33 protein-coding genes are annotated in these 25052 nt (G+C 44.5%); 2 read left to right on the plus strand and 31 right to left on the minus strand.

Going from position 1 to position 25052, the window contains the following annotated elements; genetic code table 11:
• Positions 1-2 precede the first annotated feature (2 nt).
• The 29 genes from MHI37_RS17760 to MHI37_RS17900 form a co-directional block, all read right to left on the minus strand.
• A complete protein-coding gene (locus tag MHI37_RS17760; protein WP_076336381.1) occupies positions 3-713 on the minus strand; it encodes a demethylmenaquinone methyltransferase in 711 nt (236 codons plus the stop codon).
• A gap of 8 nt (positions 714-721) precedes the next feature.
• Positions 722-1591, minus strand: a complete 870-nt coding sequence (locus tag MHI37_RS17765) for a heptaprenyl diphosphate synthase component 1 (RefSeq protein ID WP_076336382.1) — start codon at positions 1589-1591, stop codon at positions 722-724.
• Between the two features lie 124 nt (positions 1592-1715).
• The gene (locus MHI37_RS17770) at positions 1716-2291 is read right to left on the minus strand and encodes a hypothetical protein (protein ID WP_076336383.1); all 576 of its coding nucleotides are present in this window, start codon (positions 2289-2291) and stop codon (positions 1716-1718) included.
• Between the two features lie 214 nt (positions 2292-2505).
• Entirely contained in the window at positions 2506-2727 is a 222-nt protein-coding gene (mtrB, locus tag MHI37_RS17775; protein ID WP_076336384.1) for a trp RNA-binding attenuation protein MtrB, read from the minus strand.
• A 212-nt stretch (positions 2728-2939) separates the two neighbouring features.
• Entirely contained in the window at positions 2940-3215 is a 276-nt protein-coding gene (locus MHI37_RS17780; RefSeq protein ID WP_076336385.1) for an HU family DNA-binding protein, read from the minus strand.
• Positions 3216-3429: 214 nt separating this feature from the next.
• Positions 3430-4908, minus strand: coding sequence for a stage IV sporulation protein A (spoIVA, locus tag MHI37_RS17785; protein ID WP_076336386.1), 1479 nt, complete (start codon positions 4906-4908; stop codon positions 3430-3432).
• A 297-nt stretch (positions 4909-5205) separates the two neighbouring features.
• Positions 5206-5967: a DUF3939 domain-containing protein gene (locus tag MHI37_RS17790; protein ID WP_076336387.1), complete on the minus strand. Its 762-nt coding sequence runs from the start codon at positions 5965-5967 to the stop codon at positions 5206-5208.
• A gap of 129 nt (positions 5968-6096) precedes the next feature.
• Positions 6097-6444: a 2Fe-2S iron-sulfur cluster-binding protein gene (locus MHI37_RS17795; protein ID WP_076336388.1), complete on the minus strand. Its 348-nt coding sequence runs from the start codon at positions 6442-6444 to the stop codon at positions 6097-6099.
• Positions 6445-6446: 2 nt separating this feature from the next.
• The gene (locus MHI37_RS17800; RefSeq protein WP_076336389.1) at positions 6447-7046 is read right to left on the minus strand and encodes a hypothetical protein; all 600 of its coding nucleotides are present in this window, start codon (positions 7044-7046) and stop codon (positions 6447-6449) included.
• 52 nt (positions 7047-7098) lie between these two features.
• Positions 7099-7395, minus strand: coding sequence for a 2Fe-2S iron-sulfur cluster-binding protein (locus MHI37_RS17805; protein ID WP_076336390.1), 297 nt, complete (start codon positions 7393-7395; stop codon positions 7099-7101).
• A gap of 56 nt (positions 7396-7451) precedes the next feature.
• Positions 7452-7631, minus strand: a complete 180-nt coding sequence (locus tag MHI37_RS17810; RefSeq protein WP_076336391.1) for a DUF2768 family protein — start codon at positions 7629-7631, stop codon at positions 7452-7454.
• Between the two features lie 139 nt (positions 7632-7770).
• Entirely contained in the window at positions 7771-8046 is a 276-nt protein-coding gene (locus MHI37_RS17815) for a stage VI sporulation protein F (RefSeq protein ID WP_076336392.1), read from the minus strand.
• A gap of 81 nt (positions 8047-8127) precedes the next feature.
• Entirely contained in the window at positions 8128-9162 is a 1035-nt protein-coding gene (locus MHI37_RS17820; RefSeq protein ID WP_076336393.1) for an NAD(P)H-dependent glycerol-3-phosphate dehydrogenase, read from the minus strand.
• Between the two features lie 10 nt (positions 9163-9172).
• Positions 9173-9769 carry a glycerol-3-phosphate 1-O-acyltransferase PlsY gene (gene plsY, locus MHI37_RS17825; protein WP_076336394.1) on the minus strand — a complete coding sequence of 199 codons (597 nt, stop codon included), beginning with the start codon at positions 9767-9769 and terminating at the stop codon, positions 9173-9175.
• A gap of 12 nt (positions 9770-9781) precedes the next feature.
• Entirely contained in the window at positions 9782-11104 is a 1323-nt protein-coding gene (der, locus tag MHI37_RS17830) for a ribosome biogenesis GTPase Der (protein WP_076336395.1), read from the minus strand.
• A 78-nt stretch (positions 11105-11182) separates the two neighbouring features.
• Positions 11183-11362: a hypothetical protein gene (locus MHI37_RS17835; RefSeq protein ID WP_076336396.1), complete on the minus strand. Its 180-nt coding sequence runs from the start codon at positions 11360-11362 to the stop codon at positions 11183-11185.
• On the minus strand, positions 11355-12272 hold the full coding sequence (locus MHI37_RS17840; protein WP_076336397.1) for a YIEGIA family protein: 918 nt from the start codon (positions 12270-12272) through the stop codon (positions 11355-11357). The genes MHI37_RS17835 and MHI37_RS17840 overlap by 8 nt, the downstream gene beginning before the upstream one ends.
• A complete protein-coding gene (locus MHI37_RS17845; protein ID WP_076336398.1) occupies positions 12272-12919 on the minus strand; it encodes a hypothetical protein in 648 nt (215 codons plus the stop codon). Before MHI37_RS17845 ends, MHI37_RS17840 begins: the two co-directional genes overlap by 1 nt.
• Positions 12920-13015: 96 nt before the next feature.
• Positions 13016-14251, minus strand: a complete 1236-nt coding sequence (gene rpsA, locus MHI37_RS17850; RefSeq protein WP_076336399.1) for a 30S ribosomal protein S1 — start codon at positions 14249-14251, stop codon at positions 13016-13018.
• Between the two features lie 81 nt (positions 14252-14332).
• Positions 14333-14911, minus strand: a complete 579-nt coding sequence (locus MHI37_RS17855; protein WP_076336400.1) for a lysophospholipid acyltransferase family protein — start codon at positions 14909-14911, stop codon at positions 14333-14335.
• A 3-nt stretch (positions 14912-14914) separates the two neighbouring features.
• Positions 14915-15583: a (d)CMP kinase gene (cmk, locus tag MHI37_RS17860; RefSeq protein ID WP_076336532.1), complete on the minus strand. Its 669-nt coding sequence runs from the start codon at positions 15581-15583 to the stop codon at positions 14915-14917.
• A gap of 171 nt (positions 15584-15754) precedes the next feature.
• Complete coding sequence (locus MHI37_RS17865; protein ID WP_076336401.1) at positions 15755-15943, minus strand: hypothetical protein; 189 nt, start codon at positions 15941-15943, stop codon at positions 15755-15757.
• 55 nt (positions 15944-15998) lie between these two features.
• The gene (locus MHI37_RS17870; protein ID WP_076336402.1) at positions 15999-16652 is read right to left on the minus strand and encodes a flagellar brake domain-containing protein; all 654 of its coding nucleotides are present in this window, start codon (positions 16650-16652) and stop codon (positions 15999-16001) included.
• Positions 16653-16709: 57 nt separating this feature from the next.
• Entirely contained in the window at positions 16710-18065 is a 1356-nt protein-coding gene (gene ypeB / locus MHI37_RS17875) for a germination protein YpeB (RefSeq protein ID WP_076336403.1), read from the minus strand.
• A gap of 105 nt (positions 18066-18170) precedes the next feature.
• The gene (locus MHI37_RS17880) at positions 18171-18356 is read right to left on the minus strand and encodes a hypothetical protein (protein WP_144023652.1); all 186 of its coding nucleotides are present in this window, start codon (positions 18354-18356) and stop codon (positions 18171-18173) included.
• A gap of 56 nt (positions 18357-18412) precedes the next feature.
• On the minus strand, positions 18413-19108 hold the full coding sequence (prsW, locus tag MHI37_RS17885; protein ID WP_076336404.1) for a glutamic-type intramembrane protease PrsW: 696 nt from the start codon (positions 19106-19108) through the stop codon (positions 18413-18415).
• A 15-nt stretch (positions 19109-19123) separates the two neighbouring features.
• The gene (locus MHI37_RS17890) at positions 19124-20374 is read right to left on the minus strand and encodes a Glu/Leu/Phe/Val dehydrogenase (RefSeq protein ID WP_076336405.1); all 1251 of its coding nucleotides are present in this window, start codon (positions 20372-20374) and stop codon (positions 19124-19126) included.
• 139 nt (positions 20375-20513) lie between these two features.
• Positions 20514-21128, minus strand: a complete 615-nt coding sequence (locus MHI37_RS17895; protein WP_076336406.1) for a genetic competence negative regulator — start codon at positions 21126-21128, stop codon at positions 20514-20516.
• Positions 21129-21332: 204 nt separating this feature from the next.
• Complete coding sequence (locus MHI37_RS17900) at positions 21333-21656, minus strand: hypothetical protein (protein ID WP_076336407.1); 324 nt, start codon at positions 21654-21656, stop codon at positions 21333-21335.
• 182 nt (positions 21657-21838) lie between these two features.
• Between MHI37_RS17900 and MHI37_RS17905 the strand changes: the two genes are divergently transcribed.
• Positions 21839-22699 carry a polysaccharide deacetylase family protein gene (locus MHI37_RS17905; protein ID WP_076336408.1) on the plus strand — a complete coding sequence of 287 codons (861 nt, stop codon included), beginning with the start codon at positions 21839-21841 and terminating at the stop codon, positions 22697-22699.
• 219 nt (positions 22700-22918) lie between these two features.
• Here MHI37_RS17905 and MHI37_RS17910 read toward each other — a convergent pair whose 3' ends face one another.
• Positions 22919-23512, minus strand: a complete 594-nt coding sequence (locus tag MHI37_RS17910) for a CPBP family intramembrane glutamic endopeptidase (RefSeq protein WP_076336410.1) — start codon at positions 23510-23512, stop codon at positions 22919-22921.
• A gap of 112 nt (positions 23513-23624) precedes the next feature.
• Here MHI37_RS17910 and MHI37_RS17915 point away from each other — a divergent pair, with 112 nt between their 5' ends.
• Complete coding sequence (locus MHI37_RS17915; RefSeq protein WP_076336411.1) at positions 23625-24536, plus strand: hypothetical protein; 912 nt, start codon at positions 23625-23627, stop codon at positions 24534-24536.
• Positions 24537-24562: 26 nt separating this feature from the next.
• Here the strand turns inward: MHI37_RS17915 and MHI37_RS17920 are convergent, their stop codons facing one another.
• On the minus strand, positions 24563-24889 hold the full coding sequence (locus MHI37_RS17920) for a rhodanese-like domain-containing protein (protein WP_076336412.1): 327 nt from the start codon (positions 24887-24889) through the stop codon (positions 24563-24565).
• Between the last annotated feature and the right edge of the window lie 163 nt (positions 24890-25052).

Genomic DNA, 25052 nt, shown 5'->3' on the forward strand with positions numbered 1-25052 from the left:
TGCTATTTCTTCTCCTTTGTCCCCATATGCAGCGCAGCAACTCCGCCGGTCAGAGGATACGCCTTCACTTGATGAAGACCCGCTTCTTCAAACAGCTCAGCTAGCTGCTGTCGACCGGGGAACATTTTTAGCGATTCTGGGAGCCATTTGTATTCTTGAAAGCTCTTTGCTATCAGCTTGCCCATCAATGGCAAAATACGCTCGAAATACAAGTTGTACATCGCTTTGAAAGGCTGCCAAGTCGGCTTTGAGACCTCTAAGCATACAACTTGTCCACCTGGCTTAACGACGCGTCTCATTTCCTTTAATACTTGCAAATAATCCGGCACATTGCGCAAGCCAAAGCCGATCGTCACAAAATCAAAGGAATTATCCTCGAAAGGAAGACTCATCGCATTGCCCTGAACCAAAGTAATTTGTTTATTCAAGCCTAACTTCTCCACCTTAATTGCTCCTATATCGAGCATATTTTGGCTGAAATCAAGTCCAATGATCTCTCCAGTGGCACTTGCATCTGCCAGTGAGATCGTCCAGTCGCATGTGCCGCAGCAAAGATCAAGAGCGGTTTGTCCTGGTCTAACATTCATTTTCCTCATCGTAAACTTCCGCCATGCCTTATGACGGCGAAAGCTGATGAGATCGTTCATTAAATCATATTTAGGCGCGATTTTTTCAAACACACCATGCACATGGCTTTTTGAGTTCGTATCCATCGTTCATGTCACCTCGTCTCGTTGAGTGCAGGCGTGCAACCGGTCTGTTTGTTTAGCAAAGCATCGACGATAGAAGTTAATTCACCGAGCAATTCATCCGATTCCAGCTTGCCAGCCAATGCGATTACAGCATCAGCTGTTTGCTTCAGCTTCTTAGCCAGCTGAAGATTCACATTGTATTTTTGGACTACATTACTCACAAAGTTAGGCTCATATTGTCGTTGAACCAGCTGCTGCCGCTCATCCTCTGTTCCCACCTGCATAACATGCCAGTAGGCCCAGCTCCTATCGAAGGCAGCAGAGCTCTTGCTTCGAGCTATTTCATCCAGCATAACCTCGCATGAGCTAATACCGCTGAGCAGCTCTGGCCAGATCCGAGAATGCTCTCCTTCGAGCACATCAGAAAAAATAAGAAACATTGTGCTTCTTAGCTCTCTCATCATGATCAAATATTCATCCGCGGTCATTTTGAGCTGTCTCATCCGAACGTACAGCGTTACTTTCAGCCTATTAACCTCGCTGACCGCACTGCTTATTTTTGAGATCATTTCAATTTGACCGGCTTGCGCGAGCAGCTGATAAAATGTAGCACTAAAATAATCTCCTGCAAGTATTCTAATCTGTCTCGAGCGCATCTCCGGCTCATTTAGCTGCTCATCATTTGTATCAATCAAATCATGCGTATCCATCCCTAGCTGGACGAGTGATACAGCAAGCGTGTACAGCTCGCTGACCCCCTTTAAAGACGGCTGCTGACTAAGAAAGGCATAAAGCAAGCGAAGTCTTGCATTTGCTAAATCTGGAAGCGTCGTATGCGCTTGAATCATGTCATAGCCTATATACTTCTGAGCTATTTCAGGTATTCGGTATGTTTTCATTGGGGAAGCCTCCGAACAGAGAAGCACAAATCGCCGCTCAATAATCTAAACTATTATAGCACAACTTTTTCTAAAGAACATATGAATCAGCTTCCTCGTTCAACAAATTGCCTTATACATCTGATTACTGATGTGAAAAAGAAGCTGGCTTTGCAGAAAAACCAGTCGCTTTTCCAAATTTTTCTTCCCACGCAGTGGTGAAGCTGACCCTTAATCTGCCTCTCCATAGCTCATCATGCACGGGATCTGCGCCAGAGAGACGGCCAATTTCCGATATAAGCCATTCATCCGTTTTTCTCACATCGACAGCAGCCAGCAGTACCTCTCCATCAGGACGCATCTCCACAAAACGTATAAGCACTCGCTTCACGTTTTCTAATTGCAAGAAGGAAACGCGAACAAGCTTTTCTATATCCTCGAACATGGCAGTCGGTCTCCCCTTGATTGTGCTGACACGCATGTCTACCGATAAGATTCCGCTGCTCCACTCCACTTTATTAAGACGCTCATTTAGTTTGACGGATACCAGCACATCAACTAAATTACTATTCGTAAGCCTGACAGCTGGAATCGCATGAAAGACAGCTACATTGTTATGCGCTGCTGTACGCTGCCATGCTGCATGAGGCAGCCAAATCATTAATAAAGTAATTGCTAAGGCGAACATGCCAGCAGTTAACAGCGGTTTTCCGATTTTCACTTTGCACCTCCAACAAAAAAGAACTCATACATCATTGTACGAGCGTTGAAGGTTGATTATTCGGAACCTAAGCAGACAAAAAAAAAGCAGGCTTCGCCTGCCATGCTCAATATATAGGATTTATAAGTTTTGACTTATAAATCAGCTTATATATCATTGCGAAACGGGCTTTTTGCCGCCAATAGACGGCTTTAGCCGTTTACACTCATTTTTGTTATTGATCAGTTTCCATCGTACCGTATTTCGTCATTACGACCGCTTTACCCCGAATTTTGATCGCTGAGGTATGATCTGTAAATTGGCAAATTAAGATTTCGTTTTTGTCCAATTTTTCCGTGTGATGAAATTTTGTGTCATGCCCGCGTGTTAAACCGATGACCTGTACGCCCTGATCCTTTGCTTTTACGACAATATACTCGCCATGTGTAGGCTCCATCGTGATCCCTCCGCATCCGAAATTCCAATCTATCCATGTGAATTATAGAGGATGTATGACTTTTGTGCAATCTATTCGCTCTAGCATGGCGAAATGATATACTTTCCTATATTTTGAATAAACAGAAGACGCTCGAACGGCTATCCGTCCGAGCGTCAAATTTCTCATAAGTTAAGCATAAGCTCTACTGAATCCTAGCAAACTGCTTATACTTAATTGGATACAAGATCCTTAAGTGATTTCCCTGGTTTAAAAGCAGGCGTTTTGCTTGCAGCGATATCGATTGGATCTCCAGTTTGCGGGTTGCGGCCTTTACGGGCTTGACGCTCGCGAACTTCAAAATTCCCAAATCCAACTAGCTGTACTTTATCTCCGCTTTGCAGTGCATCGGAAATAGCATCAAAAACCGCATCTACAGCTTTTGTTGCATCTTTCTTAGAAAGATCAGTCAATTCAGCCACTTTCGTAATCAAATCTGTTTTGTTCATTGTTTCACCTCCTCCAAAGAGCGTTATATGGCAATATTGTCGTAATAAGCGTATAAACTCTCATCATATCCCTCTTATTAACGGAAAACTTCAAAAATATACCTTTTAACCGAACAAACCTATAGTAATACAGCCGTTTGCCAATTTCAAGTGCTAAACGAATAAAACCGCTCCCTTTTTGGCAGCGGCTTATTCGTATATTGAGTTCCATCAGTTAAAGAATGATTGCAATTAACCCGCCTGAGCCCTCATTGATAATTCGGCCGAGTGTTTCCTGCAGCTTGTAGCGTGCATTATCCGGCATCATGGCAATTTTGCCTTGAATGCCCTCACGTACGATGGAATGCAGGGAGCGCCCGAATATATCAGACTCCCAGATTTTGATCGGATCATTCTCAAAGTCTTGCATTAAGTATCTGACCAGCTCTTCACTCTGCTTCTCCGTGCCGATAATTGGAGCGAACTCCGATTCTACATCTACACGGATCATATGGATAGACGGTGCTGTCGCCTTTAATCTAACGCCAAAGCGTGAGCCTTGTCGTATGAGCTCAGGCTCATCGAGTGCCATTTCCGCAAGGCTAGGAGCCGCAATGCCGTATCCCGTTGTTTTGACCATTTCAAGTGCTTCTGCGAAACGGTCATATTCCCTTTTGGCATGAGAGAACTCCTGCATAAGCTGCAGCAGATGATCCTTGCCTCGGATTTCGACGCCGACAACCTCCATCAAAATGCGGTCGTAAAGCTCATCAGGCGCATACAGATCGATTTCTGCGACACCCTGCCCCATATTCATTCCGCTTAGACCCGCGCGGGCAATGAAATCATATTCCATGAACTGTGTAACAACGCGGTCCACATCCCGCAGACGGCGAATGTCCTTTACCGTATCTCTAACAGAGCTTTCGTAGTTGCTGCGCAGCCAGTGTCTCTCGTTAAGTACCATAACCCAGCTAGGAAGATTAACATTTACCTCATGAACAGGGAACTCGTAGAGCACTTCACGCAGTACCGAAATGACCTCTTCTTCACCCATCGTCGCCACGCTGAGCGTCATGACTGGAATATCGTATTTGGCTTGAAGCTCACTGCGAAGCTGCAGTGCTTCCTCACTCTTTGGACGAGTGGAGTTAATGACAAGCACGAATGGTTTTCCGACTTCCTTCAGCTCATTGATGACGCGTTCTTCTGCAACAACATAAGAGCTGCGTGGAATTTCCGCAATGGTTCCATCTGTTGTAACAACAACACCTAGTGTGGAATGCTCTTGAATAACTTTTCTAGTGCCGATCTCAGCAGCCTCTTGAAACGGGATCGGCTCATCAAACCACGGAGTCGTGATCATTCGCGGACCATTTTCATCCTCATAGCCCTTCGCGCCCTCAACTGCATAACCAACACAATCGACAAGTCTCACGTTTACCTCAAGTCCATCGGTAACCCTGAGCTGTACCGCTTGATTTGGAACAAATTTAGGCTCTGTTGTCATAATCGTTTTGCCTGCGGCGCTTTGAGGAAGTTCGTCCACGGCTCTCACACGGTCTGACTCGTTAGCAATGTTCGGAAGTACAATCGTCTCCATAAACCGCTTGATAAACGTTGATTTGCCCGTCCGGACCGCTCCTACAACCCCGAGGTAAATATCCCCGCCGGTTCTTTCGGCTATGTCCTTGAAAATATCTACTTTCTCCACTGAATATCCCCTCCCAATTGATTTTTCCGGTTCGCCGCCATCCACCGGTCAATAGGGCAGGCCAGCGACGCAACTCGTACATGCTTTTTGGACTAGTAACATCTTATGTTCAAGCTTTCCGATTATGACGATTCCTTCTACGAAATCTTTTTTTGCCACGTTTGCGAGCTTCCCTTCCAAGATTGAAATATATGAGAAAAAACACATATCTATGACCTCATTAAATAAAAAAAAACCTCCCAAGACATTTGTCTTGAAGAGGCTTTCAATGTAGGCTCGCAAAATAGACCAGCTGCATCAAGGCTGTACCGCCTGAGGCTCCTCGTTCACCAATCGATAGAGGGGCGCTTTTACCGGAACATAATCGGATTTATCCACTAATAGGCTTCGCAAATCCGTCTCGGCATCAATCGCAATATTCTCATTCTTCTGCACGAATTGCATAATATCAATGCCGTAATCTGTGTACACTACACCGTTCTCATCAACGATAGCTTGAAGCGTTTGACCGGAAAAGACGCTTCGAATAACGGGTGCAGTCTTATTCATGCTTTTGTAATCAATTTGATAAAAACCAGGGTACATTTCCTCTCCCTTTGGAAGAACACTGTTCGTTTGAATATATGCCCTTACCCAGCCTTGAATATCGTTGATTTTTTGGAAAGTAATAATGTCGAGCAGCTTAACTGTAGGCTTAGTCTCCTCATCAATGACAAGATAGCTGTAGTTGCCTCCATTTTCAAATGCGGAGGTAGGTATATCCGTTAAATAGCCTGTCCGACTGAGCTTCGCAAAATCGATGTAAAACTTTTCATACTTCGGTGTCTCTGCCGTGCTGTTTTTGATTGGCAGCATGCTGGTTTCTTCCTGATATTGATCAATGGCTGCCTGCACGTTGCGTATAGCATCCTTTGGCGCGACCTGATTCTGCTTCAATTGATCCTTCGGATACATACAGCCAGATAGTGTCAGCATCATGACAAATAAAGCAACAAGCGCCGCCGAAGAGCTTAAATACCGGCGCTGTCCCCCCGCCCGCAATCGAAATAAATTTTTCATTTTTTCACTCCTCTAAGGTTTGTGAAGCAAACCTACTTCGTAAGCGTAAGCTCAAGGTTTGTGAAGCAAACCTACTTCGTAAGCGTAAGCTCAAGGTTTGTGAAGCAAACCTACTTCGTAAGCGTATGCTTACCATAAATCGTCGTTTTCCTCTGCTTGCCGAGCCAGCTGACGCTCCACAGCTGCACGCAGCGGATCAAGTGGAATATCGACAATAACCTTCCCTGCTACTCTTGCTTGACAGGATAAGCGAATATGATCGCCTTCTAGTCCTGACAGCTTCCGTCTTTCATTTTCACCTATCGGCTGCAGCTCGCTCCCAGGCCTCACACTGACCTTGCACATGAAGCAGGCAGCTTTACCCCCGCAGCGCGTCCGGATTGGCAAATTAGCGCGTCTGGCGGCGTCTAGCAGCGTAGTTCCTTGCTTCACCTTAATCGATTTTCCCGATGGCCAAAAGGTTACCTCACCGTCCACGATTAACCACCAACCTTTTTGGCTGAAATCAGTTGATGAAGACTGCCCTTCGTATCGTCCGCAAGCGTATTGCTCGCTTCAATCGCATGCAGAGCATCCACATGCTTAGAGAATAAATTCGCAAAGGCTTCAACGATGAGCTCAACTCTATCCTTACGGTCGCGAAGGTAGTTAAACCAGAGCTCGTGAGCAAGCGGCACAAGAGCTGCTGTTAAACCTGAGCCCGCTAAACTCACTGACTCCGAATAAGGGATCAGAAGCTCACGCACCATCGTCCTATAGCTGCTTCCTCCTGCGCTGACTTGAAACCCGCCAACGAGCTCGACCTGTACATTTTCAATTTGAAAATGGCAAAGTCTAGAGCGGTATATATCCGTAACACTGAATTCAGGCTCATCTATGGCAAAAGGTTTCAATGCCTCATACAGAGCATACATATCTTCATCATCGCAGTAAATGTCCAAATCCCGCGGCTCTGAGGCTAAATCGAGTCCTCGCAGCATTAAGCTGGCGCTTCCTCCAAGTATCCATTTGGCAGAGCTCGCTTCCGTTGCTTTTATTATTGCAGCCAGCGCTTTATGAATGCGTTGCTGTTCGGTCATCGCTGGCACTTCCTTTATTGTCAATGATTTAAGTTTTCAACTTTATAGTCTCTCAAAAATACGGCTTGTTTGCAGCGGATATTTTGGCATCAGAATGCTTTACAATAGCCTGACAGCCAAGTCGATAACCTTCCTCAAATTCCTCTGGCTCTAAACGATCCCATTCTTCATCCGTAATCCCCTCAAGCTGATCGAGCCCTTCCGTTACTAAGCAGCGACAGCGAGCACAGGTTCCCCTTGCGCAAGAAAAGCTCCAATCCACTTCATGCTTCATCGCAAGATCCAGCAGCGACAGGCCTGCTTCCGCTTGTACTACAGCTGTTTTCGTTCTCCCCTTTAATTCAATCATTGTATGTCAAAATACCCCTTTCTGATCTTTATTGCTGGTACCTTATGTACGTTGATCTAAATAATAGAAAGCAAGCCACAAATAAATCCAATAATCAAAACAACGAAAGCAATTAACGATAATACAAATTTGACGACGCCCTTTGTTTTCATCCGAGCGAACGTAATAATCAAAGCCGCTATCGCCATCATTCCGATACCGAATAATGAGACCCACATTTTAGTCATTGCATCCATAGTAATTCCATTCTCCTAATCTATATCATAATGAATTCTCACTCATTATAACATCGCACAAAAAAAAGGACAAAAGCTGACAGAGTGCAGCACCGAATGACGATATTCGGAACTGCACAGCCGCTTTTGCCGTTATGCTTTATTTTTTTATCATCATTTTCATGAGACTTTCCATATTGCTAGCGCTCATGCCACTCGCTTTGACAGCCTTTACGATGTCATTAACTGTCGACTCTGCAACTTTCACCTTAGCCATTTCCGACACTTGCTTAATGAGCTTGCGCAGCTCAGCTTCATCTGTCATCGTTTCCGCTGTAACGCCGCTCGCAAGTTTCTTAACCGAGTTTTCAGAAATGCTTTTGCCGGTTTTTTTATTAATTGAATTGAGAATGTCTTTGGAAAAATCCTTCGCCAAATCCTACACCTCCAGGATGTGCATTTGTCTTACTCCATGCATCATATGAGGAGGAATATTATTTGGTGTAGGCGCTGGTCCTTAGCCTAATTCTTCAATTTCATGCGTACGAAGACGTCCCATCAGCTGCTCAACAGCAGCACGAGGAGCTTTGCCTTCAAACAAAACCTCATAAAGCTGAAACGTAATCGGCATTTCTACATCGTATTGCTTGGCTAAGACATAGGCAGCACGAGTAGTACGAACACCTTCTACAACCATTCCCATCCGCTCCAGCACCTCTGCAAGCGGTGTTCCATCGGCAAGCATATAGCCTGCACGCCAGTTGCGGCTGTGCTTGCTCGTACAGGTAACGACAAGATCACCTACGCCGGCTAGGCCTGCAAAGGTCAACGGATTAGCCCCCATTGCCGCACCGAGCCTGCCGATCTCAGCTAGACCTCGAGTGAGCAATGCAGCCTTGGCATTATCGCCATACTGCAGGCCATCGGTCAACCCCGCACCTAAAGCAATAATATTTTTTATTGCACCAGCTACTTCTACGCCTACGACATCAGGATTCGTATATACACGAAAATGTGTATTCATAAGTGCATCCTGCGCCTGTTCTGCAGCTCGGATATTAGCAGAAGCAACGACTACGGTCGTCGGCTGCTCGCGAATAACCTCCTCTGCATGACTAGGCCCTGAAAGCACAACGAGCTCTTCGCCTGATCGGCCGAGCTCCTCAGACAGAACCGTTGTCATCCTCTTTAGCGTATCCGTTTCAAAGCCCTTAGTAGCGTGTACAACAAGTGTACTGTTAGCTAGAAATGGCGCTGCTTGCTTAGCTACCTCACGCATAGCTCCTGACGGTGCCACAAACAAGGCAAGCTCAGCATCCTGCAGCGCGTGCTTCATATCCGTTGTAGCATGCAAAAGAACTGGCAGCTGAACACCTGGCAAAAACCTGCTGTTCTCATGATCTCGGTTAATGCCCTCTGCTTGTTCCTCGCTGCGCGTCCAAAGCATCACATGATACCCGTTTTTCGCAAGCACAGAAGCAAGGGCGGTTCCCCAGCTCCCTGCTACTAATACGGCTGCTTTTTTCGTCGTTGATGGGTTTACCTCTGTCATGCAGTCGTCACTATCCTTTCTTTGCACCCAGCTTGTTTTCTGTGCCTTGGAGCAGCTTTACGATATTCGACCGATGGCGTACAAAAGCAAATATACAGATCAGAAGACTTGCACAAAGTAAAGGTACAGAAAAATAAAAGATACAAATGAATAATGGCGTTAAAGCAGCAAACAATAATGAGCCCAAAGAAACGTATCTGGTTAAAGCGATCGTCGCAATAGCAACAGCTCCTGCAAGAAGGGCGGGAATAAAGGCAAGTGTCGCAATGACACCTACAGTCGTAGCAATTCCTTTTCCACCCTTGAATCGAAACCAAATAGGCCAGTTATGACCGATAATAGCGGCAAGACCGCATATAACTGGAATCCAATCGTTTTCACCAAGAGCATGTCCTATCCACACCGCCGCAACCCCCTTGGCAATGTCAAGCAGAAACACCAGTAAGCCCGGCCCTTTGCCGAGCACTCTGAGTGTATTCGTAGCCCCTGCATTGCCACTGCCATGCTGACGGATATCAATACCCTTTACCCATTTGGCAATAACTATACTAAATGAAACTGAACCTAATAAATAGCTTAAAGCAATCGCGATTACTCCATATAACAAGCTACTTCTCCCCTAATCTTCTTCGGACTTACGACGTGAGAATATTCGTATTGGCGTCCCTTCAAAATTAAATGCTGCACGAATTTTATTTTCCAAATAGCGTTCATACGAGAAATGCATAATTTCCGGATCATTAACGAAAACAACGATCGTTGGCGGCTTGATAGCCACCTGCGTAACGTAGTTGATGCGCAGACGTTTCCCTTTATCTGACGGCGGCGGATTAATAGCTACAGCATCTGATACCACATCATTAAGCAAATGTGTTTGAATACGCATCGAGTGCTGATCAGATACATGCTTAACGACAGGAAGCAGCTTTTGTAAGCGCTGTTTCGTCAGTGCAGATAGATAAACGATTGGTGCATAGGACATAAACAAGAAGTGATCACGAATATTTTGCGAGAAGTTTTGCATCGTTTTCTCGTCTTTATCGACGACATCCCACTTGTTTACAACGAAGATCGATGCTTTGCCCGCTTCATGAGCATAACCAGCAATATGCTTGTCCTGCTCAATAATGCCTTCTTCGCCATTGATCAGCACAAGAACAACGTCAGCACGCTCGATTGCTTTCATTGCACGCATTACGCTATATTTCTCCGTAGACTCATACACCTTGCCGCGTTTACGCATACCAGCAGTATCGATAAGCACATACCGTTGTCCATCACGCTCAAACGGTGTATCAATAGCATCACGCGTCGTACCCGCCACATTGCTGACGATTACACGATCTTCACCGAGCAGCGCATTGACCAAGGAGGATTTCCCAACGTTAGGACGTCCGATTAACGCTACTCGAATAACATCCTCGTCATACTCATCGTCAATTAGCTCAGGCAATAGTGCAACTGTAGCATCAAGCAGATCACCTATCCCGAGACCATGGGAACCAGAAATAGCGAGCGGCTCTCCAAAGCCTAGGCCATAAAACTCGTAAACCTCATCCATACGTCCTTGATTATCTACTTTATTTACTGCCAGTACAACGGGCTTGCCCGAACGAAAAAGCATTTGAGCTACTTCATCATCCGCATGCGTCAAGCCTGATTTTGCATCGGCCATAAAGATAATTACATCTGCTTCTTCAATTGCGAGCTCTGCCTGCATACGTACAGATTTCATAATTTCATCTTCGCCATCAATTTCAATACCGCCAGTATCAATAATACTGAACGCTTTGCCATTCCACTCTCCGGTGCCGTACAATCTGTCACGTGTGACTCCCGGTTTATCCTCAACAATTGCTAGACGGTCGCCGATTACCCGATTAAAAATCGTGGATTTACCCACATTCGGACGGCCAACGATAGCGATAACGGGTCTTGCCATAGTTTTTTTTCCACTCCTTCAAAAATACTCACGTTATCCATCATAGCAAAAAAGTGCGTTCTTGGCTAACTTTTCATATTATTGATGGTTAACCAGTATGATTGTACCGTTCTTCAAATCATGTGCGCTTGCATCTAATATCTTCTCGAGAAGAAACGAGGTTTGCTCAAGCATAGCTTCATTTTCCGCAATAAAAATAGGAGCGCCGCCCCGTACGGAATCAGGCTTTATAGACACAACCGCAACAATTTCAGCCATGCTCGCCTGCCCCTTCCTTGTTAACCGATGCTTCAGTAGGCATCCGAACTGCAGACTCTAATATCGGCACTCGCAAAATAACTTCCTTCCCTTTGCTTGAATCAAGCTCCTGCGGCAAAATAAATACAGCAAGCCGTCCATCCTTCATATCAAGCTTAGCCATTGGGATTAATGCTGGTTCCCCGTCATCGCGATATACTCCAAGAATGGTCGCCACATCATACAAAATCGCTTGCCTCTGCCCAAGATTGCTTAACGTGACCTTTCCATTCGCATTATAAGGCGTTAATATAAAGCCCATGCCGCGTTCCGCGATGATTTCTTGATTGGCCTTCAAGCCCACATTCATAATATAAACGTTATCAACGAACAGATCAGGTCCATCAACTCGCACCTCGGCAGCCTGCACTGCAGCAATATGTGATATAGCTTTGCCTGATTTAAGCTTCTCCACAATAACAAGAGATATTATTCCAGCTAATATCCCCACCCATATATTCACTAATATGCCAAACATGCTCGTTAACAAAGCGCTCATAATAACCAAATAGTTTCTTCCCTCAAAAACCATAGCAATGCCTTCAATATAGGTCGAGCCGCGTCCAACCAGCTCCATGCTGTCAATTTTGGTCAACGTCTCCCTCTCCATCTTCCGAACATCTCTAAATTGCTGAGCAGCCAAAGTTAAAAACGTAATCGCTGTATAGTCTTTGTTATATAAAGCAGGTACGAAAACGGAGCCAAGCGCAGCTGCAATGACTCCTAAAGCGATATGAATGATACGACCGTGCGGATATGTCGGATACTGTCGATAATCGGTTCTTAGCATTAGCAAACGCGAAATAATACCAAAGACGATACCGAGAAGCACGCCTGCCAAAAGTTTATTTTGGATGAGAAATTCGTGCATTATGAAGATCGTCCCCCTCTTATGTGAAGAAGCATATGGTTTAGCTTAGATATGCTTAGCCTTATCGTCTTAAACAGCAAACTGAATATTCGCGCTGCTGCGATTGCTATCCAGAAGCTGTCCCACCAAGCTAACGATCCGATGTGCGCCAGATAGCCGCCTGCTTGCAGCGCTGAATTAAATGCCTCCCCAAGAACCGCTCCCCAAATGAGCAGACCGCACTGCTGCTTAAACTGGGCAGTAAACGCTCCACAAAACATACCCGCAAGCAAAGGGGCATCCCAGCTTGGATCCATTAAATAAAAAACAGGATCATAGCTGTAAATTTTCCTTGTAAAGCCCCAGATAGCTGCAATCATTAAAGTACAAAGCATCAGATACCCTATGTAGGCAAAGTCCTTAGTAGCCTTGAATGCAGGGATGCTGACCAGAAGCAGCAAGCCAATCGTTGCATGAAGCATGACTTGAACATGACCAGTAGAAGGCGACCACCAAAGCGGTATATTAAGCAACGCAAGCATTCCAATTCCAATTAACACCTTCAAAAACCAAGAGCTAAGATCAGGAGCAATATAGGGCTTCCAGCCCGTCGCGATCAATATAAACAAAATTGACATAATCCAAAATGACATATAGCCAGCATTCACATGATTTCACCTCTTGTACCCCCTATTATGCACCAAAAAAAAGGAGCTATTCCTGCGATAATTCGCAGAAATAGCTCCTTTTGTATAAAGACTGGTTTATTTAAGGTTTTTAAGCTTGTCGCCGAAACGCTCTGCAAGTGAGTAGCTCATGCTCTCATTGCTCAAGCTTACGTTCGGATTATCGATTTTCTCGATTTTCGGCGAACGTGGACCACGATCAGGTCTAGCGCTAGGAGCGGCTTGCTCTGGCGCTTCTTCTGTTTCTTTAATGCTTAGGCTAACGCGTTTTTCAGCTGGGTTGAAGTCAAGAACTTTCGCTTGTACTTCTTGGCCTTCTTGAAGAACCTCGTTAGGCGTTGCAATATGACGGTGAGCGATTTGGGAAATGTGAACAAGTCCCTCAACGCCAGGTGCGATTTCAACGAATGCTCCAAATGGAACAAGACGGCGAACAGTACCTGTTACGATATCACCAATTGCAAATTGGCTGCCTGCAGAATCCCAAGGACCTGGTTGTGCAGCTTTCAAGCTAAGGCTGATTTTACCAGCAGCTGGATCAACTTTAAGTACTTTCACACGAACCGCTTGGCCTTCAGATACAACATCCTTCGGATGTGCAACATGCTGCCAAGAAAGCTCAGAAACGTGTACTAGGCCGTCAATTCCGCCGATATCAACGAAAGCGCCGAATGGCGTAAGACGTTGTACTGTTCCTTCAAGCTCTTGACCGACTTCAAGCGCAGAGATTACTTGCTTCTTGCTTTGCTCGAATTCAGCGTCAAGCACTTCTTTTTGAGACAAGATAACTTTGTTGTTTTCACGGTCGATTTCTTTAACCTTTACGCGAAGCGTACGGCCTTTGTAATCACTGAAATCTTCAACAAAGTGGCGCTCTACCATAGATGCTGGAATGAATCCACGGATACCTACATCCGCAACAAGTCCGCCTTTAACAACGTCTGCAACAGCAACTTCAAATACTTCACCATTGTCAAAACGCTCTTGAAGAACATCCCAAGCTTTCTCGCCGTCAACTTGACGTTTCGAAAGAACAAGCTTTTCTTTCTCATCGTCGATGCTTACAACTTTAAGCTCAACTTCTTGACCGACTTGCACTGCTTCGCCAGCGTTCTCGATTTGTACTGCAGAAAGCTCACGAATCGGAATGACACCGTCATATTTATATCCAAGGCTTACATAAGCTTGGTTATCTTCGATTTTGACGATCGTACCTTTAACGGAATCGCCTTTTTTCAAAGACACGAAATTATCCAAAGCATCTTGGCTTACTTCTTCCGCCGCGGATTGTTGCACATTAGTTTCTTCTGACATTGAAATAACCTCCTCAGTTCATACCCCAACTTTATTTAAATCCGCTAGCGCCTAGAGCGAAAGCAGCATTTAAAACATTAATCAACGATTGTTTGCAGCAAGCTCGCGAATACGAACCATAATTGCATCTGTTACTTTCTCAAGCATATCTGGTGATGATTCCTCAATAATTGCAGTAAGATCAATAGGCTTGCCATAACAAACAACAATTTTGCTGAATGGTCTATACTTGCCAACAATTGCAACAGGTACTACTGCAGCACCGCTTCTAACAGCGATCATCGCAGCACCCTTCTTGGCTGCTCCAGATTGATTATGACGTGAGCCCTCTGGGAAAATGCCAAGTACGTTGCCTTCTTTAAGCATCGTAATTGCAGATTTGATAGCATCCTTGCTCACGCCGCCTCGTTTAACGGGAAATGCACCAAACGCGCGAATGAGAGGACCGAATACAGGAACCTTAAACAATTCCTCCTTCGCCATAAAATGCACCTTGCGCTTTACTTTTACACCGACCGTAGGCGGGTCAAAGTTGCTTAGATGGTTTGAGGCGAGTACGACAGGGCCGTCGGCTGGAATGTTTTCCGTGCCTCTTGCCTCCAATCGAAATAACAGCGTGTATAGGACACGCAGGAGAAATCTAAAAATAAGATATAACATAGTTTACTTCGCCTCCGCCATTTTGGTTCGGCTTAATTTCACAATTGCATTAATTACTTCGTCAATTGTCATGGCGGTGCTGTCGAGTACAATAGCATCAGAAGCGCATACTAAGGGCGAAATGTCTCGTTGCTCGTCCAAACGATCACGATCTGCAATTTCTGTTTCCAGCTGTTCAAGTGTAATGTTTTGGCTGTCCGCTATTTCACGATAACGGCGAAGTGCACGTTCCTTAACCGATGCAGTTAGAAAAACCTTCAATTCCGCATCCGGCAGCACGTGAGAACCAATATCCCGGCCATCCATAACGACACCCTTGCGCTTTGCAAGCCTGCGCTGCATGATTCCAAGAACTTCACGAACCGTTTCATTCGCGGCAACATGCGACACTTGAAGAGTCACCTCGCGCGTGCGAATTAATGCGGTAACATTTTCACCATTTACGAACACGGATTGACCTGTCTCGCCAGGCTCAAGCTCAATCTCTAAAGATTTTACTAGATCAGCTAGTTTGGTATTTTGATTCGTAGCAACATTGGCACGTTGAGCACATAAAGTAACCGCTCGATACATAGCACCGGTATCAATATACACATAACCTAGCTGTTCGGCGACCTTCCGTGCAACCGTGCTCTTGCCGGCGCCTGCTGGCCCGTCAATCGCAATATTCATCCGGTCACTGTCACCCTCGTGATGCACCACTACAGGTCAACCCCCTTTTAGTAGAGACGGCTGGCTGTATGCATGAAAGAATGCGAAGCAAACCTCTCAAGAAAAAAGCAGGCTTTGCCTGCGAACGTAAAAATTATATCACACTATACACACAGATGCAAAAGCACGGCGTCAGTTCAAGCGGGTGCCTTCCCACTGATCTACGCCTGTAAGCCATAACCTAACTGAATTATTTTGTAATGCTGCCTGTGAGCAGACTAATAAAATAACTAATGTAATAATAATTTTCTTAATAATAGAGCTTATTTCATCAGTCCATTTAATTAAACGCTTGCGGTTATTATATTTGTTTAATGACAAATGGAAACTCCCTTTCATCTTTTTTGGGTAGTTTTCCAATTGCCATAAATATTATTCATCGATTCCGATATTCCAGCTGTTTCTCAAAACAATAGCGTATTATCTTTTGACGTTCAGAGTCATTTATAGTTGCATATTTGATCATCGCTTGCTTCCTGCCAGTCTCAAGCTCCACAATTCGAACGATTTCCGCTTGAAAATAGGTATGATCGATCGTTCCGTTCTTAAAGGGAACAAGCATCCAGCATTCCAGCAGCATTTCAGGTACGAGAGGCCATTTGCCATCAGCAATAAAAGAAATTCCGCCTCCGCCAACATCATCGGTCGTACATACAAATCTCACCTGATTTGGCATTTTCACTGCAATTTCCAATTCAGAAGGGACACGCAAAAAACTGCGGCGTTGAATCTTCGTAATGCGATCCGGATCCGGCTTTCGGATTTTAATTAATTTGACCCCATCTTCCTTGAAGCCGAGCACATGAGAATCAAAATAATTTTTAATCCCATCCTCTGACACAAAAAAAACAGACAGCTCATCTCCAAGAAACAAACGTTTAATGCGTCCTGTTTTCTCACTGATCGGAAACTCTATTAGCAAGCCGTCGTCCTGCTCATCCGCAATCCGGGACTTGTAATCTATTAATGCTTCCACCTCATCTGAAGAGGCGATTTGAAAATGCAACATTTGATTTACTTTAGGCAACAAATTGGCTCCCCCCATTTACATGCATTATAACACGTCAAATTAAGGGGAGCCATATCGTTATTTGTCAGAAGCTGCCTTGGAATCACTAGGAGACATTTCCTCAATTGATTCTTCTAGTCCCGACTCTGAATTTATATACACGCGGTATAGGGAGCCATTAATTTTACCCGTAAATTCATAACACAGCACTTCTTCTCCCAAATCATTATTAATCAGCGCTAATTGCTCTGACTGAACCTTCATTTCGGGATTAAGTGCCTTGCGCGCATCGGCCTGTGTGACAATTGGATTCGGCAGCTCGCGCTTGTGGTGCTCAAAGATATAATCATTCGCTTGCAAGCCGACCGTCTCGCCTTTATCCAATGCAACCTTAACTGTCAGCTTGTCAGGGTAGATGAGTACACCGCTTTGCAAGCCTACATAAGTGAGAGAACCCGTATTCCCGTGCATATCATAGCTAACCGCCTTCATTTCATTAAAACCATGCTTGTCCAAAAACTTGTCCGCTGAAGCTTTGGCTTTCTCTAGATCGACGGTTTTCTCACCAATATCACGTGGATTCATGAACGAAATTAGCTGTCCGCCCTGCTTTGTAAAATCCATTTGCAGCTTGTTTTTCTTCCCATCAATAACCGTTGCTGAATATGTTGCATATTCCGTGCCCTTCGCGTTCTCAACTACACGAATTTCAGCATTTGCTGCATCTAAAAATTTAGCCGCATGCTTCTTGATTTCGTCTTCGGTTACCATTTTCCCGCCAAGCATTTTCACTGTGCGTTTCTGGTACATGCTGCTTACAGATGGTCCCCAATTAATCTCAGGATACTGGCTTACCTTCTTATCAACGGTTTTAAAGCCATCAATAATAATATTCGGATTGTCCGACTTGGCTGAGGCAAGTGCAATCTCCACATCCATCCAGCGCAGGCGGTTAGACAACACTTTCTCCTGCATGGCAGCCAAATCTTTTGATATTTGTTCTGAATTTGCGTAAAGGGTCTTCATTGTCTTAAACTCATCAGGTGTAAGCGGCTGCTTGCTGAGATCGCGAACTGAGGTTTTGTAAGCGAAATTGGCAATTCGCGACAAGAACTCTCCAGCATCATTGAAAGGAAGCAGCGTTAGCGGCAGTTGGTTAATCTCGTTCTGCGCTTCGCTCGTTAAACGCCATACGTTGACTAGTCCCTTCCGATGATAGGCTTGCGACGTCGAGTTCACGGCAAGCGTATTGCCTAGCTGCTGATGCAGCTGCTCTACATGATAGGTTAAGTCGTGAAATGCCCGTTGATACTGATTTTCTGCTTTAATCAATATCGAGTTTTTTTCTTGATGTTCTTGATAACCCCAGTAAACGGCTCCAATAAGCAGCACGGTCATAATGGGGAAGAAAATTGAACTGAGTCGACGGTACATAATACAAAAGCTCCTTTCTTTTGCAAAACCTGGTTTTAGTTTGGTTTGCTAAAGGGAGCTTTATGCATCCATCTATTTAATTGTGCTAGCTTAATTCTTTTTTCATCAAAAAACATTATGCTCTTCAATTTCCAGATCATTTACATTGTTGCAAATACATTGCTTAAAGCCGGTATCTATCGAGTTCTTTTCTCTTCGTCCTCGCAGCACGAACTTTTCTCCGCACATATTGCACCGGATCGTTACTTTAACCCTTGCAGCAGCAGCCTCCATATGCTCCTCCTCCGCCATTATTCGAACGCCGTAATTTCAGGCATTTCAATATAATGTAAGTATAGACGGAACAGTTACAATTTAACCTCGTCCTCTCGGACAAGAAAACGGAAGGGTGAACGGGAGGTTGCATGTGCCATTTTGCGAAGGCCCCATATCCAGAGCCCGATCATAAACGGAATAATAACCCACATCCAGTTCGTGCGAACCGTAATCATGATCCAGTCGTAGGTGCCGTGCAGCAAAATAGGAAGCAGCAAGGATATGCCCAAAAAATAAGCGCTTTTGTTCTTTGGAGCAAATTTTGCTTTCCCTAAGTAATAGCCCATCATTATCCCAAATAAAGCATGACCAGATACAGGAAGCAGCGCCCTTACAAGCAGCGTCCCAAACGTTGCCGGCGAGTAAAAAGCGTATAGCACATTTTCCAATGTTGCAAAGCCAAGCGAAATTGACGATGCATATACGATGCCGTCATATGGCTCATCAAATTCAGTATGGTTGTAAATGACGTGATACAGAACAAACCATTTCACAAATTCTTCAACGCCTGCGGACTCCCCAAAAGCAAACCAAACTGCATGATCGCCAAGCCAAAGCTGCAAGCCGCGCTGAATAACCATGATCGGCACAACGACGAGCATACCCAGCACAAACATTCTAGCGACCATATGAATCGGCTCTGCTTCGTAGCGATCCCTTAAATACAAATAAGTAAGCAGCGAAACGCCTGGCGCAATAGCAGCAGTCAAAACGGAAAGCAACAGCATTTGGTCCCTACTTTCTTACACCCAGCCTCGAAAACGAGCGGCCTCCGCCATTTTGCGAACACCAGCCATATAAGCGGCAAGCCGCATATCGACCTTGCGGGTGCGATGTATTTCGTATACATGGTTAAAGCCTCGGATCATCATAAGCTTCAGCTTATCATCCACCTCTTGCTCCTCCCAGTAATAGCCTTGATTATTCTGCACCCACTCGAAATAGGATACAATTACGCCACCAGCGCTTGCGAGCACATCTGGAATGATAAGCACGCCGCGATCGGACAGAATTTGAGTAGCCTCCAGCGTAGTTGGACCATTCGCAGCCTCGACTACAATGGATGCTTGTACACGGCCTGCGTTTTGATCTGTTATTTGGTTCTCAATTGCAGCTGGAACGAGAACATCGCATTCCAGCTCAAGCAGCTCTGAATTCGTAATGGTTTGTGAGAACAAATTCGTTACATTGCCAAAGGAATCTCGTCGATCGAGCAAATATTCAATATCGAGTCCCTCTTTATTATACAACGCTCCGCCCACATCGGAAATACCTATTACTTTCGCACCTGCCTCATGCATAAATTTGGCAAGGTAGCTTCCCGCATTTCCGAAGCCTTGAATGACGATTCGCGCACCCTTAATTTCAATTCCTTTCATTTGCAGCGCTTGCTCAATCATAATAACGACGCCGCGTGCTGTAGCTGTCTCTCTCCCCTTAGAACCGCCAAGAACAAGCGGTTTGCCTGTAATGAAGCCTGGAGAATCAAATTCACGAATCCGGCTGTACTCGTCCATCATCCAAGCCATAATCTGAGAATTCGTCATGACATCCGGCGCAGGTATGTCTTTGGTTGGACCTACAATTTGGCTGACAGCACGAACATAACCGCGACTCAGTCTCTCCAGCTCACGGAAAGACATCGTCCTTGGATCGCAAATCACGCCGCCTTTGCCTCCTCCATAGGGTAAATCCGCAATTCCGCATTTCAAGCTCATCCAGATTGATAATGCTTTAACTTCATTTTCCGACACGGCCGGGTGAAAACGCACTCCACCCTTTGTCGGGCCTACAGCGTCATTATGCTGTGCCCTGTAGCCTGTAAATACTTTTGTCTTCCCATCATCCATTCGAACTGGAATACGTACGGTTAGCAGCCGAAGCGGCTCCTTCAATAGGTCAACCATATCCTGATCATAGCCAAGTCTTCGCAGCGCTTGCTCGATTACGATTTGAGTAGAATGCAACACATCATTTGCTTCTTTTTCACTCATGTCATCCACCGCCTTTGTCTACATCTAATATGAACGCCTTTCCCTTACTGTATTCCAATTTATATTACTCATACATGCAATAAGAGCATCATGCAGACAACACAAAGTCTGCATGATGCTCTTGGCATGCTCGATTGCTTTAAAATTTAAAATGATTACATATTTCCTGAACAGCGGATTCAGGCATAATCACCTTTCCATACTCTTCAAGCATTGCGTACGTAACTGAAGTCGCTTCTCCATACTCAGCAAGTAAAGCAATAACAGCGTTATGCCTCGAAGCCTCAATAAGGGCAGGTTCCAACGCCAATATATATTTGCCATTATAAAAGTATAGTCGTCCATCTTCAGTCAGCGTGGCGGCTTGTAATTGCTTACATACTGAGATAACATCCTCAAATTCGCGGAAGGAGTACATCACGACATCGCTATGTTCAAGCGTTACTTCCATTTCGTATATTTCGTCTTCCGTGTCGTCATCTTCGGCTGCACGTTCTCCTACATGACTGTTCATTTTGCCACGGGTGACAATCACTACCATACCTTGAGCGGGGAGGGCAAACACTTCGACCGCTAATGGGCCGCTGGCGTCGAATCCAAGTTCACTATATGCTTGATCCATCATTTCACTGAATAGTTCGTGTACTTTTGGAATTTCGCGCCACATGTCGTCCTTCTGGATCCCCCGTTCCAGCAGGTCGTCGAACGTCAGGAAAATCCGTATCTTATCCTGGCTCAGTCGTTCGATTTTCATGACAGGATCCTCCTCTGCAGCATCTGTTGTAATAGCGTATGAATAAATTAGAAAGATGTGATCATTTTTAATCAAATCATACTATGTAACTACTTTATCATTTCTTTTCATCGAATGCACTAATATTGAACGAAAAAAAGAATCGCTTGGCCGCATAGCATTTCTGCTCAGCGGCCAAGCGATTCATTAAACCTCTTATCCTATTTAATGCGCAAGTACTGACGATTCCGCTTTGATCTTATCCGCTTCCCGCTTTACTTCAGGATCACTATTTACTATTGCTTCAATTTGCCCCCAAGCGGCTTCTGATTTTACGGCAGTATCGTCTGAATGCTTTGGGGCGGCATTGGAAGCCTCATTCACTATTGATTTGCCCATCATTTTCGAAACGGATTTGCGTGCTACAGACTTGCTGACATCAGATAGCGCGCTTGCAGCCCAAGACACAGCTCCAGGCCGCTTTCTCGAGACATACATCGTAGCAGCTGCGCCAATTATTCCTCCAACTAAAAACCCGCTTAACTTCATTATGAAGGTCACCTCTTTTCCTCTTTGGTCATCATCGTATGCATGAGTTAGTTTGACCTTATGACTTGCCCCTCATCCTATATAAAATAAGGAAACCCTTCTTAAGCAGCCGCATAGTTAAATATGTTACAATAGGTTCGATTTGCAGGCTAACCAATTTAGCTTATGGAGGTTTCCGTACAATGAAGCAAAATATAAAATTAGCAGTTCTTTTACTTTTAGGAGCCATACTGTCAGCTTGCACGGCTGAACAGCAGCAAACAAATCATCTTCCCACTAATGAAAGTACAGCAGCAGAATACGACCAGCGCATTTCTCCAGCTCCAACTGCTGGTATACATACAGACGCTCCTGTAGAGGACACTTTGTCTGAAGCTACACCTGTATTAGAGGAAGCGGTACTGACTCAACCTCTTTATAGGATGAACAAATCCTACCGCTTCGAGCCAATAGATGCTTCTGTTCAAAATAAGGTCGTATTGCTCACCTTCGATGATGGTCCCAAGGATGAAGCTGTGCTCACCAGCATACTGGACACATTGGATAAACATCATGCTAAAGCCATTTTTTTCGTAAATGGTTATCGGGTCAAACAAAACCCTGAGCTGCTAAAGCTCATTGATGCGCGAGGACAGACAGTAGGCAACCATTCCTTCGATCATATCAATCTCAAGAACGAACCAAATGAGGTTGTTGAACAACAGATCGGCGATGTTCAGAATGAGATTGAAGAATTGATCGGTAAAAAACCATTGTTTTTCCGTCCTCCTTACGGTTCTGGCGGCGACATAGTGAAAGAGGCAGCAAAAAACCACGGCATGCTGTACATGACGTGGTCCAATGGATCTTTAGATTGGGATAAATCTGCCAAGGATAAGCCCGACGAAGTCATTCGAAATGTACTGGAGCAGCTTCATCCCGGTGCCAATATTTTAATGCATGAGCTGAAATGGACGGCAGATGCCCTTGATGAACTGCTTGCCACACTCGAATCCAAAGGGTATGGATTTATAGATCCTGCCTCTATAGAAATTAATTTGTAAATTTATTTCCGTACCAGAACAACCCAGCCACTAAGCAGACGAACAACAGGAATAACAAATTATAGTACCATCTTGTTAATTTATAATTGCTCGAAGGATGTTTTTTCCGCCTAGGCGGCATAGCTGCTCCCTCATTGGAATTCGTTCCGATGTCAGACGGAGATGCCGCCTTTTCATGTTGTCTTGAAGACCTCGAACTTCCAAATTTCTCTTTCCTGCTCATGACTCCCTCCTGAATCGTATAATCAACCCCATTATAAAATCAATTAGGAAATGTGCAATGATTGGTGCAATAATCGAACCTGATTGCAAGTATATCCATCCTAATCCGTAGCTAATGGAGAAAACAAGTCCTGTAGGTATCCAGTGCTTTAGATACCTTACATGAATAGTAGCAAAAATAATGCTCGTCCAATAGGGTCCAATGGCATGCTGCAGAGCCCCGCGGAATAAAAGCTCCTCGCAAATCGCAACTACGAGTGAGATTACCGCAATATGCCAAATGGGACGTGTACTAAAAATCCGATCATTCACGCCTCCATCATCGCCAGCCTCCTCAGGCACAAAACGAGAAATAAGAAGGTCGACAACGATGACTGCAGCAGCCAAACCAACGCCCCAATAAAGGAAACTGAGCTCTTTTGGCGGAGTAAATAATTTGATTACATTTTGATGCTGAAATAAAACCCATATTAAACCGATAATAAAAGTAATGCCTTGTGTTGCGTACAAATTGATTAACAGCATACGGTCATCCAGATCATCGACGGATACCTTGCGAATGCGAATATTTCGAATATCAAACTTTTTCATAGCTTCCCGCCTGTCTGAAACGTTCATATTTTCTTTTATTATCTTTTCACCTATACTGATAGAACAATTCACCAGCTTATATTTTAGTGCATAAAAGGAGATAGAGACAGAGATGGAAAAAAGATTAACGACATCAGCAATGTTATTTAGTATCGGCTTTATATTCTTGCTTATTTGTACTGTAGGCGCTTTTTTTTACGGAATACAGATCGGTTCGGATAAAACAGAGGCAAAATACAAAACCGATGAAACCTCAGCTAGCTCCGCCGCTTCCGTAAGTCCCTACCAGCAACAGGATTTGGTCTCTTTCTATCATACCGTATTTCTACCTTATCGTGAATTTCAAAACGAATGGTTCTCGGCCATGAATAAATTATCGCAAGGAAAAACCAACGAAGCAACTTCGATGTTTAAGGATCTTGCAAAGCTAGCTGAAGATAAAGAGAAAGAAGCAAGCTCCGTAGATATGCAAAGGTCGCCACTGCTTGGTGAATCGCAGGTAAGCTACATACGCAGTCTCAAGCTATTCAACGAAGCCGCAATGAAAGCTGCAACAAGTGCAAAAACATTATCCTTCGCAGAGCTAAAGAAAAATGTAGAGCAGGAAAAAACGTATCGTTCTGCTTCGCAGTTTGCACTGAATGCTCAGCAAGCTTATTACTCGGCTATGCTGAAATGGGCAGCAACCGTTGATACCGACATCCCATCCGAGTACACGTCGCCAGCTATATTAGAGCTCTCACAATGGAAGAACTTTCAAATTACAGTTAAAAATAAACTAATGGCCGATCAGCTTATGGCTCGCAATAAGCTAACCGTTTATTATCCGCAAGATTTAACAAGCCGCGTTGATGATTTTATTCAATCGGGTCAGGCATCTAATATGAAGCTGCATACTTTGACATCTGTTGTAGATCTGCTCATTAATACTGAAGCAGTACGCGCAGGAGATTTTAGTTTAAGCATGTCTCGGCTATATCATCAGGCACTACTTCCGCAGTTGCCGTTCTTCTCAGCTGAATGAAATTGATTCACTGCCGAAGATAATGATCAATCATATTGAAATCCTTTTAACGAGGCTATAGCTGCCATTCCGCCAGTAACATTGTGGAGGCTGCTATAGCCTTGTTCTTCTAAGTATTGGCATACGGCTGCACTTCTGACGCCATGAGCGCACACGATGTATATCGGTTTAGAATCATCTATTTCACCTAAACGAGTGGGTATCGTATTCATCGGGATTAAAATTGAAGCATCCATATGATAAAAATCCCATTCAAAAGCTTCTCTTACATCGATCACTTGATTTCCATCAATTTCGCCATTCTCTATATGTTCAAGCAATGCTTCCGGTGTCATTTCCTGCCAGTTATTCATGAATAAATACCTCCCTTGTCGGATTTTGAAGCCTATGATGCTTGAATCATAACGAAATTTTCACAATTCAGCAAGTTTGAGGATTGCTTTTGTCTATCTTCTTGCATTAAAATAGAAAAGTCTACGATCGATGATCAAACTCTCGTCCCGCTGCTGAACATCG

Origin of the sequence: Paenibacillus sp. FSL H8-0548 (assembly GCF_038630985.1) — a bacterium.
GTDB lineage: Bacteria > Bacillota > Bacilli > Paenibacillales > Paenibacillaceae > Pristimantibacillus.

What these genes read in the sequence shown, in the direction of transcription:
- MHI37_RS17760 (WP_076336381.1), bottom strand. Translation starts at nt 713, where the DNA reads ATGGATACGAACTCAAAAAGCCATGTGCATGGTGTGTTTGAAAAAATC.
- MHI37_RS17765 (WP_076336382.1), bottom strand. Translation starts at nt 1,591, where the DNA reads ATGAAAACATACCGAATACCTGAAATAGCTCAGAAGTATATAGGCTAT.
- mtrB (WP_076336384.1), bottom strand. Translation starts at nt 2,727, where the DNA reads ATGGAGCCTACACATGGCGAGTATATTGTCGTAAAAGCAAAGGATCAG.
- MHI37_RS17780 (WP_076336385.1), bottom strand. Translation starts at nt 3,215, where the DNA reads ATGAACAAAACAGATTTGATTACGAAAGTGGCTGAATTGACTGATCTT.
- MHI37_RS17790 (WP_076336387.1), bottom strand. Translation starts at nt 5,967, where the DNA reads ATGAAAAATTTATTTCGATTGCGGGCGGGGGGACAGCGCCGGTATTTA.
- MHI37_RS17800 (WP_076336389.1), bottom strand. Translation starts at nt 7,046, where the DNA reads ATGACCGAACAGCAACGCATTCATAAAGCGCTGGCTGCAATAATAAAA.
- MHI37_RS17805 (WP_076336390.1), bottom strand. Translation starts at nt 7,395, where the DNA reads ATGATTGAATTAAAGGGGAGAACGAAAACAGCTGTAGTACAAGCGGAA.
- MHI37_RS17810 (WP_076336391.1), bottom strand. Translation starts at nt 7,631, where the DNA reads ATGGATGCAATGACTAAAATGTGGGTCTCATTATTCGGTATCGGAATG.
- MHI37_RS17820 (WP_076336393.1), bottom strand. Translation starts at nt 9,162, where the DNA reads ATGACAGAGGTAAACCCATCAACGACGAAAAAAGCAGCCGTATTAGTA.
- der (WP_076336395.1), bottom strand. Translation starts at nt 11,104, where the DNA reads ATGGCAAGACCCGTTATCGCTATCGTTGGCCGTCCGAATGTGGGTAAA.
- MHI37_RS17835 (WP_076336396.1), bottom strand. Translation starts at nt 11,362, where the DNA reads ATGGCTGAAATTGTTGCGGTTGTGTCTATAAAGCCTGATTCCGTACGG.
- MHI37_RS17840 (WP_076336397.1), bottom strand. Translation starts at nt 12,272, where the DNA reads ATGCACGAATTTCTCATCCAAAATAAACTTTTGGCAGGCGTGCTTCTC.
- rpsA (WP_076336399.1), bottom strand. Translation starts at nt 14,251, where the DNA reads ATGTCAGAAGAAACTAATGTGCAACAATCCGCGGCGGAAGAAGTAAGC.
- MHI37_RS17855 (WP_076336400.1), bottom strand. Translation starts at nt 14,911, where the DNA reads ATGTTATATCTTATTTTTAGATTTCTCCTGCGTGTCCTATACACGCTG.
- cmk (WP_076336532.1), bottom strand. Translation starts at nt 15,583, where the DNA reads ATGAATATTGCGATTGACGGGCCAGCAGGCGCCGGCAAGAGCACGGTT.
- ypeB (WP_076336403.1), bottom strand. Translation starts at nt 18,065, where the DNA reads ATGTACCGTCGACTCAGTTCAATTTTCTTCCCCATTATGACCGTGCTG.
- MHI37_RS17880 (WP_144023652.1), bottom strand. Translation starts at nt 18,356, where the DNA reads ATGGCGGAGGAGGAGCATATGGAGGCTGCTGCTGCAAGGGTTAAAGTA.
- prsW (WP_076336404.1), bottom strand. Translation starts at nt 19,108, where the DNA reads ATGCTGTTGCTTTCCGTTTTGACTGCTGCTATTGCGCCAGGCGTTTCG.
- MHI37_RS17890 (WP_076336405.1), bottom strand. Translation starts at nt 20,374, where the DNA reads ATGAGTGAAAAAGAAGCAAATGATGTGTTGCATTCTACTCAAATCGTA.
- MHI37_RS17895 (WP_076336406.1), bottom strand. Translation starts at nt 21,128, where the DNA reads ATGAAAATCGAACGACTGAGCCAGGATAAGATACGGATTTTCCTGACG.
- MHI37_RS17900 (WP_076336407.1), bottom strand. Translation starts at nt 21,656, where the DNA reads ATGAAGTTAAGCGGGTTTTTAGTTGGAGGAATAATTGGCGCAGCTGCT.
- MHI37_RS17905 (WP_076336408.1), top strand. Translation starts at nt 21,839, where the DNA reads ATGAAGCAAAATATAAAATTAGCAGTTCTTTTACTTTTAGGAGCCATA.
- MHI37_RS17910 (WP_076336410.1), bottom strand. Translation starts at nt 23,512, where the DNA reads ATGAAAAAGTTTGATATTCGAAATATTCGCATTCGCAAGGTATCCGTC.
- MHI37_RS17915 (WP_076336411.1), top strand. Translation starts at nt 23,625, where the DNA reads ATGGAAAAAAGATTAACGACATCAGCAATGTTATTTAGTATCGGCTTT.
- MHI37_RS17920 (WP_076336412.1), bottom strand. Translation starts at nt 24,889, where the DNA reads ATGAATAACTGGCAGGAAATGACACCGGAAGCATTGCTTGAACATATA.